The sequence below is a fragment of the Hornefia porci genome (assembly GCF_001940235.1).
GTDB lineage: Bacteria > Bacillota > Clostridia > Peptostreptococcales > Anaerovoracaceae > Aminicella > Aminicella porci.
This window is the reverse complement of sequence record NZ_MJIE01000001.1, coordinates 1,796,359-1,811,418: the sequence shown is the minus strand read 5'-3', so window position 1 is coordinate 1,811,418 and position 15,060 is coordinate 1,796,359. Positions and strand designations below refer to the sequence as shown.

Annotated in this window: 16 protein-coding genes; 3 read left to right on the top strand and 13 right to left on the bottom strand. The window is 51.3% G+C overall.

Going from position 1 to position 15,060, the window contains the following annotated elements; genetic code table 11:
- Position 1: 1 nt before the first annotated feature.
- The 5 genes from BHK98_RS08585 to BHK98_RS08565 all read right to left on the bottom strand — a co-directional run bounded on the left by BHK98_RS08585 (position 2) and on the right by BHK98_RS08565 (position 5,140).
- Positions 2 to 373: an ornithine aminomutase subunit alpha gene (locus BHK98_RS08585; protein WP_075713396.1), complete on the bottom strand. Its 372-nt coding sequence runs from the start codon at positions 371 to 373 to the stop codon at positions 2 to 4.
- A 123-nt stretch (positions 374 to 496) separates the two neighbouring features.
- The gene (gene ortB, locus BHK98_RS08580; RefSeq protein WP_075713394.1) at positions 497 to 1,903 is read right to left on the bottom strand and encodes a 2-amino-4-oxopentanoate thiolase subunit OrtB; all 1,407 of its coding nucleotides are present in this window, start codon (positions 1,901 to 1,903) and stop codon (positions 497 to 499) included.
- Positions 1,903 to 2,202, bottom strand: coding sequence for a 2-amino-4-oxopentanoate thiolase subunit OrtA (ortA, locus tag BHK98_RS08575; protein ID WP_075713392.1), 300 nt, complete (start codon positions 2,200 to 2,202; stop codon positions 1,903 to 1,905). Before ortA ends, ortB begins: the two co-directional genes overlap by 1 nt.
- Before the next feature lie 172 nt (positions 2,203 to 2,374).
- Positions 2,375 to 3,436, bottom strand: coding sequence for a 2,4-diaminopentanoate dehydrogenase (gene ord / locus BHK98_RS08570; RefSeq protein WP_075713390.1), 1,062 nt, complete (start codon positions 3,434 to 3,436; stop codon positions 2,375 to 2,377).
- A 306-nt stretch (positions 3,437 to 3,742) separates the two neighbouring features.
- The gene (locus tag BHK98_RS08565; RefSeq protein WP_075713388.1) at positions 3,743 to 5,140 is read right to left on the bottom strand and encodes a sigma-54 interaction domain-containing protein; all 1,398 of its coding nucleotides are present in this window, start codon (positions 5,138 to 5,140) and stop codon (positions 3,743 to 3,745) included.
- A 143-nt stretch (positions 5,141 to 5,283) separates the two neighbouring features.
- On the opposite strand from BHK98_RS08565, the gene BHK98_RS08560 reads away from it, so the two are divergent.
- Entirely contained in the window at positions 5,284 to 5,616 is a 333-nt protein-coding gene (locus BHK98_RS08560) for an ArsR/SmtB family transcription factor (RefSeq protein WP_075713386.1), read from the top strand.
- Positions 5,617 to 5,628: 12 nt separating this feature from the next.
- Here the strand turns inward: BHK98_RS08560 and BHK98_RS08555 are convergent, their stop codons facing one another.
- The 3 genes from BHK98_RS08555 to BHK98_RS08545 form a co-directional block, all read right to left on the bottom strand.
- Positions 5,629 to 6,303, bottom strand: coding sequence for an ABC transporter ATP-binding protein (locus BHK98_RS08555; protein WP_075713384.1), 675 nt, complete (start codon positions 6,301 to 6,303; stop codon positions 5,629 to 5,631).
- Positions 6,304 to 7,269, bottom strand: a complete 966-nt coding sequence (locus BHK98_RS08550; protein ID WP_143404566.1) for a hypothetical protein — start codon at positions 7,267 to 7,269, stop codon at positions 6,304 to 6,306.
- A gap of 298 nt (positions 7,270 to 7,567) precedes the next feature.
- The gene (locus BHK98_RS08545) at positions 7,568 to 8,260 is read right to left on the bottom strand and encodes an ABC transporter permease (protein ID WP_158024480.1); all 693 of its coding nucleotides are present in this window, start codon (positions 8,258 to 8,260) and stop codon (positions 7,568 to 7,570) included.
- A gap of 602 nt (positions 8,261 to 8,862) precedes the next feature.
- Here BHK98_RS08545 and BHK98_RS08540 point away from each other — a divergent pair.
- Both BHK98_RS08540 and BHK98_RS08535 read left to right on the top strand, forming a co-directional pair.
- On the top strand, positions 8,863 to 9,405 hold the full coding sequence (locus tag BHK98_RS08540; protein WP_075713379.1) for a type IV toxin-antitoxin system AbiEi family antitoxin domain-containing protein: 543 nt from the start codon (positions 8,863 to 8,865) through the stop codon (positions 9,403 to 9,405).
- The gene (locus tag BHK98_RS08535; protein WP_075713377.1) at positions 9,406 to 10,209 is read left to right on the top strand and encodes a nucleotidyl transferase AbiEii/AbiGii toxin family protein; all 804 of its coding nucleotides are present in this window, start codon (positions 9,406 to 9,408) and stop codon (positions 10,207 to 10,209) included.
- 70 nt (positions 10,210 to 10,279) lie between these two features.
- Here the strand turns inward: BHK98_RS08535 and BHK98_RS08530 are convergent, their stop codons facing one another.
- Genes BHK98_RS08530 through atpD form a run of 5 tightly spaced genes read right to left on the bottom strand, consistent with a single transcriptional unit; the run spans position 10,280 to position 15,053 of the window.
- The gene (locus BHK98_RS08530; protein ID WP_083628179.1) at positions 10,280 to 11,641 is read right to left on the bottom strand and encodes an MFS transporter; all 1,362 of its coding nucleotides are present in this window, start codon (positions 11,639 to 11,641) and stop codon (positions 10,280 to 10,282) included.
- Positions 11,629 to 11,874 (bottom strand): hypothetical protein, encoded by a 246-nt coding sequence (locus BHK98_RS08525; protein ID WP_075713373.1) that lies wholly within the window; start codon positions 11,872 to 11,874, stop codon positions 11,629 to 11,631. The genes BHK98_RS08530 and BHK98_RS08525 overlap by 13 nt, the downstream gene beginning before the upstream one ends.
- Positions 11,871 to 13,394 (bottom strand): Y-family DNA polymerase, encoded by a 1,524-nt coding sequence (locus BHK98_RS08520; protein ID WP_075713371.1) that lies wholly within the window; start codon positions 13,392 to 13,394, stop codon positions 11,871 to 11,873. Before BHK98_RS08520 ends, BHK98_RS08525 begins: the two co-directional genes overlap by 4 nt.
- Entirely contained in the window at positions 13,391 to 13,651 is a 261-nt protein-coding gene (locus BHK98_RS08515) for a hypothetical protein (RefSeq protein WP_075713369.1), read from the bottom strand. The genes BHK98_RS08520 and BHK98_RS08515 overlap by 4 nt, the downstream gene beginning before the upstream one ends.
- The gene (gene atpD, locus BHK98_RS08510) at positions 13,644 to 15,053 is read right to left on the bottom strand and encodes a F0F1 ATP synthase subunit beta (RefSeq protein ID WP_075713367.1); all 1,410 of its coding nucleotides are present in this window, start codon (positions 15,051 to 15,053) and stop codon (positions 13,644 to 13,646) included. Before atpD ends, BHK98_RS08515 begins: the two co-directional genes overlap by 8 nt.
- Positions 15,054 to 15,060 lie beyond the last annotated feature (7 nt).

The window sequence follows — 15,060 nt, the reverse complement described above, 5'->3', positions numbered from 1 at the left end:
CTTACTTCTCCTCCTTGCCGAAAATAGCTACTGCATCATCCCAGTATTCACCCTGAGCCAATGCCTGTGAAGCTTCGCGGATAGAAATTCCCTTGTCCTTGGAAATTCTGTAGACGATGTGGCCGGTGCCGTGACCCATAAGGCCTCTGTCCATAGCGCCCTCTACGATTTTCTGTGTGTCAAGGGAGGATACTCCCATACGCAGAAGAACGGCTCTCTCTACGGAAGGAGTCGTGTTCTTTCTGCCCAGCTCGATGAGCGGATCCACAACCTGCGTGCACAGTTCCCAGAACTTGTCGTACAACTGCTCGTCTGTAAGATCGGCGATACCTTTTTCAACTCTTCTTTTTTCAAAATCGTCTTCTCTTATCATTCTCTTTTCTACCTTTCCCTGGGTCCCGCCCTCTGTCGGTGAAACGGGCGCCCAGTTATGAGTGTCGGTCTTCCAATATACGCCTGCCTCCGCCGTTTCCGGCGGAAACAGACCTTATATCCATTAGAGTCCCAGCGTCTCCTTTACGAACGCAACATCGGTCTTGGTCTCCTCTGCGAGGAACTGAAGATCCTCGTCTGTCGGCGTTACGCCGCCCGCCTTCTTGACAGCCTTTCTGATCAGGGACTGTCTGAAGTGGTGCAGATCCGCATCGTGGCACTGGATCAGACCGGGATCTGCCGGCAGAACGACATTCACGCCCGGCTTGTCTTCCTCAGTCGGATTTCCGAATTTGATTTCAATGCCATTGTCTCTCGCGAAAGACAGCTGCGGCTGGATGTGTTTTCCGGCTCCGGTATACTCTGTCTCGCTGATGACCAGAACCGCGTCTTCCGGCAGCTCCTGCGCCAGGGAGAACGCCGCGGCCAGCGCAGTGTTGCCTGCAGGACCTCTTTCGATGCCCTCCAGCTGAGCCAGCGCTTCTGTCATATACATAACTTCGCCCTGCTTGACTGTTACATAGCGATCCATGTAACGCAGCGGTCTCGCCGCACTCCTCGGAACATCGGAGTGATCCGGGTCAGTCGCGTAAGGAACGCCGAATCCGGTATGTCCGGTGGTGCAGGACTTCAGGTTGAACTGCTTGTCGGAGGCCATGGACAGTCCGGTCAGGTCGATGGACGCCGCGACCATTTTGGTATCAACAGCGCCTGCCTTCAGCAGACCTCTCGCTGTACCGGTCATCATTCCGCCGCCCGCGTTGGTGCAGACCACCATGTCCGGATCCTTGCCGACTCTCTCACGGCACTGCATCGCGATCTCATAACCCAGTGTCTCAATTCCGGCGATGCCGAAGGGGGAGTACAAAGACGCGTTGAAATATCCGGTGTCCTCCAGAACGGACAGGAAGGTGTAGAACAGCTCCGGTCCTACGGTCAGCTGAATAACCTCTGCTCCGTAGGCTTCACATTTTCTCGCCTTCTCCACGATTTCCGGCTGTCCGACTCCGTTGGAGTCATAGCATTCCTGAACGATAATGCAGTCCAGTCCCTGCATCGCCGCCTGGGACGCGACTGCCGCGCCGTAGTTTCCGGAGGTTGCGGCGATAACGCCCTTGTAGCCCAGCTTCTTGGCGTGCGCCACCGCACAGGCGGCTCTTCTGGCCTTGAAGCTTCCGGAAGCGTTAGCGGCCTCATCCTTTGCAAAAATTCTTGCGCCGTAACCCGGCTTCGCATATTTTCTCGCCAGCTTGCTGATGTTTCTCAGCTCGATGAGCGGCGTGTTTCCGACTGCGGTTCTGGACTGAATCTTGGTGATCTCGTCCAGCGTATATCCGGTGTCCTTCATCAGGGCTTCATAATCGAAGGCGATGGAACCGGATTCATATTTCTCATAGTCAAGACCCAGCGCTTTCTTCTGAATTTCATTGGATCTTCCCATTACGGAATCATAATCTTTCGCCAGTGCCATTATTTGTCCCCTCCTTTCGTGATTTTACGCAGCTGCTTGTCGATCTCGATGATCTCGGGAACAAATTTGCCATAGCTGTGAGTGTAGTAGGGACCTACCTCGATCAGCGTGCCCTTCTCAATACGGCCCACAGCCGTTTCTACTTCTACTGTATCACCGATCTCCGCGTCAGCCAGGAGGCTCCCCTTTGTCCACATTTCCAGATCGCATTTCTGCGTATCCTCCGGGATCTTTCCGGTTCTCTCCTCGGCCTTGAGAACGATACTGTGAATACGTACCCAGTCTCCTTTTTTTGCCATTGCTTGGTTCTCCTTTTTTCATGAATGACTGAGCGGAAACGGCTTCCCGTTCCGCTCAGGTATTTTTTGGTTTTATCCGCGTCCGTTCGTCCATCGCCGGGGTCTTCCGGCGATGGGATCGGCTCTGTATCCGCTCTTTCCGGCCGCTGCCGGATCAGGGACGCCGCGGTTCTTATTTAACCAGTTTTTTCTCTTCGTCGATCTGGTCTCTGAAGTCGCCCATAATTGCGTGCGGAACCGGGATGTCGATCATGGTCTTCAGACCCGGGTTCGCGTTGATTACGTGCGGGATGCAGTTCATGATCATCGCCATGGTTCCGATGCCGCCCTCGATCTCCGGATTGTTCGCCATGTTGACCGGCGGTACAGAGTCCAGGATGACATAGTCGCCGGTGTGTACGCCGACCTGCTCAGGCTCGATCTGCTGCGGGTGATCCATATCGATCTTTCTCTCGCCGTCGATGATTCCCCAGCCCTTCATGGCAACGCCTGCAACGCTGCCCGCAGGAGCGAATCCATACGGAGACTTTCTGTCTACATCTGTAACGATCGGCTCCATGTCCTGTCCGAACTCATCCAGCTTCCAGCCCAGAGCTTCACACATCATGCCGACGGACTCCGCGAATCCGACGTGGCCGGCCATGGTTCCTTCTGCTTTTCTCTTGTTGAAGTCCTCAACAGAGATGCCGATACCCTGCTCTTCCATAACGGCAGGTCCGAACGGAGACAGAGAGTTGACTCTTCTGGAGGTGATGTGGTTCACGTCCTCGCAGGCCGCGGTCCAGAGGATGACCAGCAGGTCCATGATGAGACCCGGGTTGATTCCTGTTCCCAGTACGGTTACGCCGTTCTTCTTGGCGCATTCATCCAGCTTCTTCGCCAGTTCAGGCTCCTGTGCCTGCGGATATGCCATTTCTTCTGCGGAGGTGATCACGTTGATGCCGCGCTCCATAACGAAAACGAGCTTCTCATAAACATCCTTTGTGAACGAGTTTGTGCAAACGACAACGATGTCTGCGGCGCCCGGCTTGATGACGTCTTCCGGAGTTCCTACGATAACGTCCGGTCTGTCGCCCTGCTCGATGCCGGGAACGACGTCATAAAGATTTTTGCCGATCTTGTCGCCGATGTCGATTCCGCCAACGATATCAACGCCCTTTTTCTTTGCCAGCATTTTTCCGATTCCGCCGCCCATAGCGCCTAATCCCCAAAGGATTACCTGTACATTTTTCATTTGCTTTTCTCCTTTTCTTCATAACAAATAGTTAACCTTATCCGAAATGGCCTGCCTTCCGGCACTCCATAGGGAAATAATCCCGTGCCTATAGTACAAAGCAAGCCTTATGCCAACGAAAATCTTGTATACACAATACAGTCTTCAAGAATTTTATGCAAAAAAATGTGATTTTACAGGGAAAAACCCCTTAAAACCACAATATATCTTTCGAAATTATGAATTATCAGAAAAATACTGTAATTTTTTGTCATCTTTTTTCGGCTCTGTGCAAAAATATTTGCGCAAACAACGCAAATATTTTTGCTACTGTGTGCTCAGCCCGTACTTTTTCAGTTTATGCTGGAGTGTCTGCCGTTTGATCTGCAGCATCGCGGCGGCCTTCGTCACATTTCCGTCGGCGTCGATCAGCGCGCCCTGAATAATCATCTTCTCCATTTCTGCCATATATTCGTTCAGGGGCGCGCGTCCGTCCCACTTCTCCGCGCTCCGGCCGATCTCATCGACGTGAATCGGCATCTGCAGCAGACGCTCCGTCAGAACGTGTTCCGTCTCCGCCATGGCCACAGACTGGATGATGATGTTCTCCAGCTCCCGTACATTTCCCGGGTAGTTGTAGGCGCAGAGTCTCTGGAGAGCGTTCTCCGACACCATCCAGATCTGCTTGTCATATTTTTTGTTATATTTCTCCAGAAAGGAATCCACCAGAATCGGAATGTCATCCTTACGCTCCCGCAGCGGAGGGATGGAAATTCCCACAACATTCAGTCTGTAATAGAGGTCCTTCCGCAGAAGGCCCTCCGCAATCAGCTTTTCCGGCGCTTCATTGACGGTCGCGATGATGCGGACGTCGATGGGAATATCCTTTGTCCCCCCGACACGGCGGATGTAATCCTCCTGAAGCACGCGCAGAAGCTTGCTCTGCAGATCATAGGGCATCGCACTGAGCTCATCCAGCAGGAGCGTTCCGCCGTTGGCCTGTTCAAACAGTCCCGCACGATCAACGGCTCCGGTGAATCCGCCTCTGGCCGTCCCGAACAGAATTCCTTCCAGCAGGGATTCCGGCAGAGCCGCGCAGTTCTGAGCCAGAAAGGGCTTGTCCTTCCGGCGGCTCTCGTAATGAATGCTTTGTGCGAAGAGCTCCTTGCCTGTTCCTGTCTCGCCGTAGATAAACACTGAGGCGTTGTTTCCGGCCGCCCGCTTCGCCCTGTTCACAACCCTGCGGAACCGCAGATTCTCTCCGACCAAATCGTTGAAGTTGTAGCGTTTGATGCTGGCCTTGGCCGCCTTTTCCGGGGGATTTCTGTCCTCCCGCAGCTGCAGAATGGTGTCGCTCAGGGAACGGATATTGGTGATGTCACGGGCCACCTCAATCGCGGCGATACGCTGGCCGTCCAGCTCTACCGGTACGGTGCTGTTGACGGTTGTGACCTCTTTCCCGTACAGGTTAGTATAGGTCTGCTGCTTGTTCCTCGTGGCGATTCCTTTGTGCAGGGCCTGGTACATGGTGCTTTCATTGAGCTTGATTCCCGGGAATGCCGTGTGAAAATCCCTTCCGATAACATCAGTAACGTTAATCTTCTCATTTTCCGCCATCTCTTCATTATAGAAGAGACCGACGCCGTCGCTGTCCACGATGTAAACGCCCTCGTCGATCAGGCTGATCAGCTCCTCGATTATTTTTTTATAGCACATTGCGTCCATTCCTGATACCTCCGCTACCTGTATTTTACACTATTTCCCGCTTGAATGCAAATATTTTTGCACCCGTCGGAGAGGTTGAAATTGGCGCCGAAATCCTGTATATTGTTATATGGCGTTTTTTCGCCGGGGAGGTATGCTCATTCATGAGAATCAGAAGAGACAAAGGTGTCAGTGAGGAACTTCAGGGATTAAATACAGAGCTGATCGCAACCGTTTCAGATGCTCTGGCGCACCCTGTCCGTCTGGCGCTGTTCCGCTACATCATGCACTGTAATAAGGAAATGCAGCCTGTCTGCACCAAGGATCTGGTGCAGGTTTTTGACTATGCGCAGGCCACAATCTCCCAGCACATGAAGCGGCTTGTCAGATCCGGGCTGGTGGAGGTCCGCCGGGTCGAGAAATTCTCCTACTTCTACGCTAATCTGGGCGTTCTCGCCAGATACATCGACGCAACACGGAAATTCAGCGTGCTGTAGCTCTCCGAGGCGTCAATCTTCATATAATCTGCCGTCTTCAATATGCAGAATTCTGTCGCATTCGGCTGCAATATCGTGATCATGCGTTACCAGAACAATTGTTTTATTTTCGCTTTTAATCCTCTGGAACAGATCTATTATTTCTAATGAAGTTCGGGAATCCAGCGCTCCTGTCGGTTCATCTGCCAATATCACGTCTCCCTGACTGATCAGTGCTCGTGCGATTGCCACCCGCTGCTTCTGCCCTCCCGACAATTCTGCCGGCCGCCTTTTTTTCTTCTCTGCTATTCCCAGCTTATCCAGCATCGCATCGATTCTCATATTCCACTCCCTTTTCGGAACGTTGGAGTAAAGCAGGGGGATTTTTATATTCTGCTCCACAGTATATCGGTCGATTAGCGCAAATTCCTGCAAAATAAACCCCAGTCTGGAATTTCTGAGGCCCGCACGCTCAGTTTCCGTACACTCTCCTGTATCGATGTCTCCCAGCCGATATGTCCCGGAATCCGGTGAATCGATGAGCCCCAGAATATTCAGCAGCGTTGTTTTTCCGGAACCAGAGGTACCCACGACTGCAGTCATCTCTCCCGTATTGATTTTCATCGATACATTCCGGAGCGCTTTTACCTCATAGCCCACTCCGCGATACGTCTTACAGATCTGATCAATTTCTATACTGTATGTCACTTACTTTCTCCTTATGATTTCAATTATTTCGATTTTCTTCAGTTGCCAGACCGGATAAGCCAGCGCAATAAATGCATAAACTGCCAGGGTAAGGAGCGTCGCCACTGCAGGTCCTGAAAATTTCCATACGAGAAGTGTTACAGCTCCTGCGATTACAATCATACTTCCAACCTGCGCAGTAAGACGAAGGATAATATCTTTAAGCCGTGCCCCGCACAGCATATTAACCGCAAACTCCTTCATACTGCTTTCCATAAAGTGCAGCAAATTTGCAATGAGACCTATGGAACAAAAGAGAAGGATAATAATCGCAATTGATGCCATTGTCATTACACTGTTCAGAATATCAGTAACAGATTCCCGGATCTCTTCAGTATAGTTTTCCGTGTAGAGAAAACCCAGCGTCTGCATGCTTTCTCTACTCATCATTCCGTGAAGAGCACCCTTCTTTTTTTCAACAACGAAGGTGCTCATGACTGTGATGAACGATCCAATGCCATCATCGCGCTGCGGGCAGACAGATGCAACAAAATAGCGATCCAGATAAAAAGGCTCGTTCTTCTCAAAGGGATTCACATAGTATGCGCCTTTTGGAAGGAAACCCTTTACAACATATTCATCATCAACTGAATCATGAATGACATCTCCAACACGATAATATTTTCTGAAAGCATTTCCCAGTATCAGCGGACGTCGGTTTCTCTCCGAACTCATATCATACTTGCCCTTTATCCCGAAAAAGCGGAAGAAATTGCTGCTGACGACCGCCATATCCACCGAAACAGTCTGGTCGCCCGGAACCCGTAATTTTTCAGGAAGTCCGGCATACTCTCTTCGATGTTTTCCAAAGGTAAAATCCATAGAGTCATCGGCTGTCACGCACTCCAGACTGTCTGATGCATACATATCCCGAATAAGGCGGTACAGGGCATGGGCTTTTGCCTCACTGTTCGTAAGCTCGTCCATCTCTGATTCCTCGAGATCCGAAGACAGTTTATATATACTGTTCCTGTCATTGAGTTTTTCAAACTTCTTTGTTGCGATCCATCCGTTATAGGCCAGTGTCAGCGCATAACACAAAACCACAGCAGCCAGAATGATCTGGATCAGAATGACAAGATAATTAAGCAGGTTTCGTCTTATGTCCTGCAAAAAGAATGTAAAAAAGGGTTTTCTCATTTCTATAATTTACTCGCAATAGTATTTCTGCCAAACCGCTTCAGAGTCGCAGCGATAACAGCTGCACCGATCAGCGCCAGCAGAATCATCCCGGACAATGCCCCGACAGTGAGATATGTGCTCCGAACATCATTTCAACGGAATGTGCCACAGGCAGGTATATTGCGATTCGCAGGAATAATTCAGACAGCGCCACGCCGACAAAAAAAGCCAGCAGCAGAATAATGATGTATTCTCTGCATAACCATGTAACGATATTCCTGCCTTGCGCTCCCGCCATCTTCCGAACCGCAATTTCCTTTTTCCGTGTCTCAAGCCAGTAATAACACGCTGAAAAGGAATTAAGCAAAACAAGAACCGCCGTAACGATAAGGAAACCCAGCATATCTGTATAATTTGTCTTTTCCGGTCGCATGGCCTTCCCGGTTTTGCTCATTCCCCCTGCCACAGTCACTGATGCTTCAGGACAGATGTCTTTCACAGCTCTTGCAATTTTCTTTGCCGTCCCAAGGCAATCCTTCCTGTCGGTATCGAAAAAATAATAGCCGTACACTCTCTTATTCTTCAGATTTTCTGCATTCATATTAATAAACCAGTCGGAAGACCGCCCCTCCCTTTGTGGAGAATAGGTCCCGATCACATCATATCTTTTCTGGCTGACAAAGATATGGGATGGCTGATTCTGCCGGTCGCCGGTCACAACAGCGACATTTTTCTCTTCGTCGAAATCCTTCCGCGAAAAACTCCTGCCCTCTGTAATTCCGATTCTGCAACTCATCTCCGGACTGAAATACACAGAACAGCCTTTTTTCTCTGCATACTTTTTTGTACACAGAAAACCTCTGTCACCACAGTTGCGCTCCATAACCCGCAACAAATCCTGCTCTGTGAAATCTGCTGCATTATATATTTCAAACACTACGAACTGACCCGACAGAAAGGTAACCGGCTTCGCATTCTTTCTTTGCTCGACAAAGGATACACCCGCCAGTGTAAACAGCACAGCGACTGCAACGAAAATTGTAAAAATCAGTTTCGACTTGTAGAAAATCCCTCGCATAGTCTAGAGATATACCCAATTATAATTGTACTTCTGTTACGGAACTCCAACACTTTGCTCTTTATTGTACAGTGTATATATATCATTGTCAATATTAAGACATTTCCAAATATGCTGACCTCGGTTCCCTTTGCGGCGGGTCGTCGAATACGCTCTTTATATTATTGTTGTTTCAAGCATATTCGACGGCTGAACACGCATTAAATATTGAAATTACATTCAGCAAATCTTTATTGATTTCTCTTTGAAATCTGCTATAATTTAAGTAAAAATACACATGAGTATATTTTATGTGAACGATTACTTCAAGGAGGTGCTCTATGCTCCTATCCTATCAGGAATGCATTGACAGATATGGCAATGACTACAAACTAAAAAAAGAACTCGCAAACGGAACTCTTTTCATGAAAGAAAAGGGGATTTATTCCACCAAACGAAGCGTTTCAGAGATAGACATTATTATGCGAAAATACCCTAAGGCCATCTGTACCGGAAACAGCGCATTCTATTATCATTCGCTAACGGATGTGATTCCCGGACATTATTACCTTGCAACCAGAAGAACGGATACACGAATAAAAGATCCGCGCGTCAGGCAGTCTTTCATGAAGGAGGATATCTTTAAGGCCGGGATTACGGAACTCCAATACAATAATTCAATCATACGCATCTACAGTCCTGAACGGATGTTGATCGAACTCATGCGTTTCCGTGCCAGGATACCTATGGATTACTATAAAGAAATCATCCAAAATTACAGGAAGCTGTCTTTTGAAATGGACTTCGGTTTGGTTGAAGATTATGCGGGCATGTTTCGAAACGGGGCTAAACTTATGGATATGATACAAATGGAGGTACTTTAAATGAACCTGTATGAAGAAATCGAAAAGATAAAAGAACAAGGTTACACTGAATCCGATGCACAGTCGAAGCTCGGACAGGATATTGCACTGAAGGCAATCTCTGACAGTGGGATGGCACGAAATGCGACAATCAAGGGCGGTGTTGTCATGAGAAGCATCTCCGGCAATTCCCGCCGTGCTACGCAGGATCTCGACCTGGATTTTATCCGTTACTCCATCTCCGATGAATCCATCCGAAAGTTTGTGGAAAAACTGAATTGCATTGATGGACTCACGATTAAACTTATAGGGACGATTACCGAACTGAACCATCAGAATTACAAGGGAAAACGCATCAGCATATCCCTTACCGATATGGAAGAAACCACCATATCACTTAAAATGGATATCGGCGTACATAATGACCTTTCGATTGAGCAGGATGAATATGCTTTCGATATAGGGTTTCAGGATGATGTCGTTAGTCTGCTTATAAACTCTCCCGCTCAAATGATCACAGAAAAACTAAAATCCATGTTGCGTTTCGGGACCCGTAACACCAGATACAAGGATGTTTTTGATATCTGCTATCTGAGTGAGCGCGTAAAGACAGAGCAGCTTTCTGAATGCATCAAAAAGTACATATTCGCCGACTCCTCGCTACATATTTACACCACAAATGACATTACTATCCGCATCGAACGTATATTCAAAAATCCCAGTTACTTGACTGAACTTAAAAAATCAGGTAAGAACTGGCTCGATATTTCTAACGAAGACGCATTGGAAGAAGTTTTGACTTTCATTCGGAAAATAAGAATATAACCTTATATAAATGCCGTCGGCAGAAACGCTCCAGCCTCTCTGCCGACAACTCAGTCTAAGCCCGACTGCCTTACTCTCCGATTTTCTCCATAATTTCCCGATGAACGGAGCGGGTCAGCGGATACCGCCACACGGCGATAATCGCGATTGCCAGGAACGCGCCGGGAATTACCGTTGTGCAGTTGAATATCCACTCGCAGGCGGACGCTGTCTGTACCGGCGCGCCGCCGTCGAACCCTGCATTTTGTAACAGAAACCCCAGCAGCATGGTGCCGATTCCTCCGGACACAGCCTCCACCAGCCCCTGAAACGAAACAATTGTGGCCTGCCGCCGCTTTCCCGTCTTCAGCCTGTCATAGTCGCAGACATCCAGATACATCGACGGCATCAGGCTCCAGTAAATCGCCGTACAAAGAGTAACCATCAGCATATAGCAGATGATTCCGCCTGTGGACCCGACGCCGGTCATTCTCAGAACCGCCATGCCGGCTATTCCTATTACAGAAAGCAGCCCGAACGCTCCCCTCTTATCGAACCGGACGGTCAGTCTTGCCACCAGCGGAATCAGCAGAATCCCGAATACCGCCCGCAGAGACATGAATAAAGACATCTGAAGCGCAGTACACTTCATATTATATGTCAGAAAATATACCATATCCGCAAGCATGATGCTGTAACAGATCAGAGTGGCAATGCTGGCGACAATCAGCTGCCGGATGGGCCCCAGCGTAAACAGAGAAACATACTCCCGAAAAACATCCGCGGGCTTAAACCCGGGACGATCGCCGGAATCCGCACAGGGCGGATCCTTTTTCTCTGAAGACAAAAACGTCAGAAGGATTGAAATGAAGCAGACCGCACCAATCATTCCTCCCACCAGACTCCATGCAAGGGACAGCGGAACGCCCGCATCCTGCAGCCATTCTACCGCCACCGAAGGAATCAGAAAATTGACCAGCGCACCCGCCATATTGAACATAGATGCGAAGAACCGCAGGATCGTCCTCTGGTCATAGTCCGTCGTGTACTCCGAGGCCAGCGCCAGATACGGCACCAGAAACCCGGTATAGCTGAGCCAGAACAGCATCAGCAGAATCCCGAAGTAAAGCGGCTTTCCCTCCGCGGGAACAAAGGGAAGGTCTGTGAACGCGAACAGCAGCGTCAGCGCAAGCGGTATCGAGGAAAACAAAATCAGAGGCCGGCGGCGGCCCCGTGAGGTCCGGATATGATCGGCGAAATACCCGATTACCGGATTGATAAAACCGTTCCAGACCGCTCCGATCACCGTGATCATTCCCGCCGTCGCCGGCCGGATACCCACCGCGGTCGTCAGAAAGAACATGAAATATGTCGCAATGAAATTATACGAGAGCGAGTCCGCCAGCGAGGCCGACCCGTATCCCAGCTTATCCTTCATGCTCAGTCGTTCCATAATTCTTTCATATCCTCCAGATGAATCTCATATTCGTCATCCATCAGCGTACTGTTACTGTTCTTCTCTTCAGTCTCCCGAATATGCTGCTTCGCCGTTTCCCTCACTGCATCCCCGTAGCCCGTCAGCGCCGCAAAAGGTGAAAACTGCGCCGCCCGCTCTTTCATGGACATATGTGGATGACGGCTCGACACATGATGAGGAAGACTGATAATGTCGTCGTATCTGCTCACGCCTTGTGCCCTCCGATCTGTTTGTTCCGGCTCTGCGCCGTAGCGCCCTCCTCCAGGTTCGCACCCTTGAGAATCGCGTTTTTCCCGAATTTCCCCTTAATCTCCAGAATCGTCTTCTGAACCTTCTTCTCACGGCTGCGTTCCGCCTGTCTCCGCCGCGCTTCCTCTTCTCTGGCGGCGTAATCCGTGAACATGTCCAGCTGCTCCGGTTCCGGCGCCGGCGGCTCTGTTTGCTCCGGTTCCGGCGCCACATGACCCGCCGTGATTGTGATCCGCCGCACCAGCAGCCGCGGATCCACGATGCGGTCGTAAAGCGTCATCGACGCCTCCAGAATATCCTTTGTGGAGGAGGTCACATCCCCGAGACTGATGGTTCCGTGCGCCGCCTTCGGAACCTGCCGCCCGTAGTGATCCGTCGTCACCGGCCCCTTATACGCCGCACGAAGCACCGGATTCTGGAGATTCTCAATATCGTAGCCGACATTGAGCACGATCTGATCTGTGGTGAGGCCTCTGGACACCAGATCCAGCGCCAGCTGATCCGCCATCTCCCAGGCCACAAGCCTCGCCTTTTCCCCCTCATAGGCAGACTGCAGAACCTGACCGGCGCCGACACTCTCCGTTCGCGGCCGGTACGCCTTGATATCCGCAATGGTGCAGGGCTCCCATCCCCACGCGTGATCGATGAGAAGCTCCGCGTTGACGCCGAACAGGCGGTACAGCAGATCCTCGTTGTAGAACTCGCCGGGCGCGCCCAGAGAGCAGCGGGCCACATCCCCCATGGTATAAATCCCCACAGACGCCAGCTTGCGGGCGTAGCCGGGACCGACCCGCCAGAAGTCCGTCAGGGGCTGATGCTCCCACAGGCTTCTTCGGTAGCTCATCTCATCCAGCTCTGCAATCCGCACGCCGTCTTCATCCGGCGGGCAGTGCTTGGCCTCGAGATCCATGGCGATCTTGCACAAAAAAAGATTCGGACCGATTCCCACTGTCGCGGTAATACCGGTCTGCGCGAGAACCTCATCAATAATCGCCCGGGCGAGCTGATGCGGCGTCATTCCGTAGAGCGGAAGATAATCCGTTACGTCCATGAGGACCTCGTCAATGGAATAGACATGAATGTCCTCCGCCGCAACGTAATTCAGATAGATATCATAAATGCGGCTGCTGTACTCCATGTACAGCGCCATGCGGGGAACCGCCGTAATCCAGCCCGCCTTCAGCGCAGGATCAGCAGCAAGTTCTTCGATATCCGAAGACTCCCCCTTCAGGCCGGTGCCTGCCGCCGCACGGCGGCGGGCGTTGACCTGCCTCATGACGGAAATTACCTCAAACAGCCTTGCCCGTCCCGGCACTCCCATGGATTTCAGAGAGGGGGATACGGCAAGGCAGATTGTTTTCTCTGTTCGGGCGGCGTCCGCCACCACAAGATTCGTGGTCAGCGGATCAAGCCCGCGCTCCCGGCATTCCACCGAGGCGTAAAACGATTTCAGATCAATCGCAATATAGGTTCGTTTCAATAAGAAGCATCCTCCGAATACACCGTGAAGATATCACGGATCTCAACGAAACCTCCTTTAATGTATGCAGTCTTTGTTTCCGCGGATCCTGCCTCCCGAAAACGGATCTTCCCGTCCTCCTTCAGAAGCTTGCGGCACCACACGTGGCCGGGAAGATATCCCTCGTCGCCGCTGAGGGTCTGCACCGTCAGACTTTCGACTTCACCGGAATAGAACATGTCCTGCGGCGTCAGGATTTCCAGTTTCGTGCTAGCCATTGCTCTGCTCCTTCTTTTGTTCGTTCCACTTCTCTACGACCTCATCGATGCCTCCGACGAAGAGGAAGAGCTCCTCCGGAATATCGTCGTGCTCACCGTCGAGGATCTCGCGGAAGCCCCGGACCGTTTCGGCCACGGGAACGTATTTTCCCGGGATTCCGGTAAACTGCTCACCGACCGTGAACGGCTGCGACAGGAAACGCTGAATCTTTCTGGCCCGGGACACTGTGAGCTTGTCATCCTCCGACAGCTCGTCCATGCCGAGAATCGCGATGATATCCTGCAGATCCTTGTATTTCTGCAGAACCTCCTGCACCCGGCGGGCGACTTCATAATGCTCCTCGCCGACAATCAGCGGATCCAGAATACGGGACGTAGAAGCCAGCGGGTCCACCGCCGGATAGATTCCCAGCTCTGTGATGGAGCGATCCAGTACCGTGGTGGCGTCCAGATGCGCAAAGGTGGTCGCCGGCGCCGGGTCTGTCAGGTCGTCTGCCGGTACATAAACCGCCTGCACGGAGGTGATGGAACCGTCCTTTGTGGAGGTGATCCTCTCCTGCAGCGCACCCATCTCATTGGCCAGTGTCGGCTGATATCCCACCGCGGAGGGGACACGCCCCAGCAACGCTGAAACCTCGGAGCCCGCCTGTGTGAAACGGAAAATATTATCGATGAACAAAAGCACGTCCTGCTTTTCCTCATCGCGGAAATACTCAGCCATGGTCAGACCGGTAAGCGCCACACGCATTCTGGCCCCGGGCGGCTCGTTCATCTGCCCGAACACCATCGCGGTCTTCTTGATGACGCCGGATTCCGTCATCTCACCATAGAGGTCGTTCCCCTCTCTGGTGCGCTCTCCGACGCCGGCAAAGACGGAGATTCCGCCGTGCTGCGTCGCAATGTTGTTAATCAGTTCCTGAATCAGAACGGTCTTCCCGACGCCGGCGCCGCCGAACAGTCCGGTCTTGCCGCCCTTGGTATACGGCGCGATCAGATCGATGACCTTGATTCCGGTCTCATACATCTGTGATGACGTATCCTGATCCTCGAACCGCGGAGCAGGCCGGTGAATCGGTTTGCGCATCTTGCTTTCCACCGGTCCCTTCTCGTCGATGGGCTCGCCCAGAACATTGAACAGCCGTCCCAGGACTTCATCGCCGACCGGAACCTCGATGGGATTGCCCGTATCCACGGCTTCCATCCCTCTGGCAAGACCGTCAGTAGAAGAAAGCGCGATGCATCTGACCTCATCGTCTCCTTTGTGCTGTGCGACCTCCGCTACGATGACGGTATCGTCGTTCAGCCTGATCTGTATTTCATTCAGCAGCTCCGGAAGATGATCCGGATCAAATTTGATATCGACTACCGGTCCGATAATTTCATGTATGATTCCTGTATTCAAATTATCT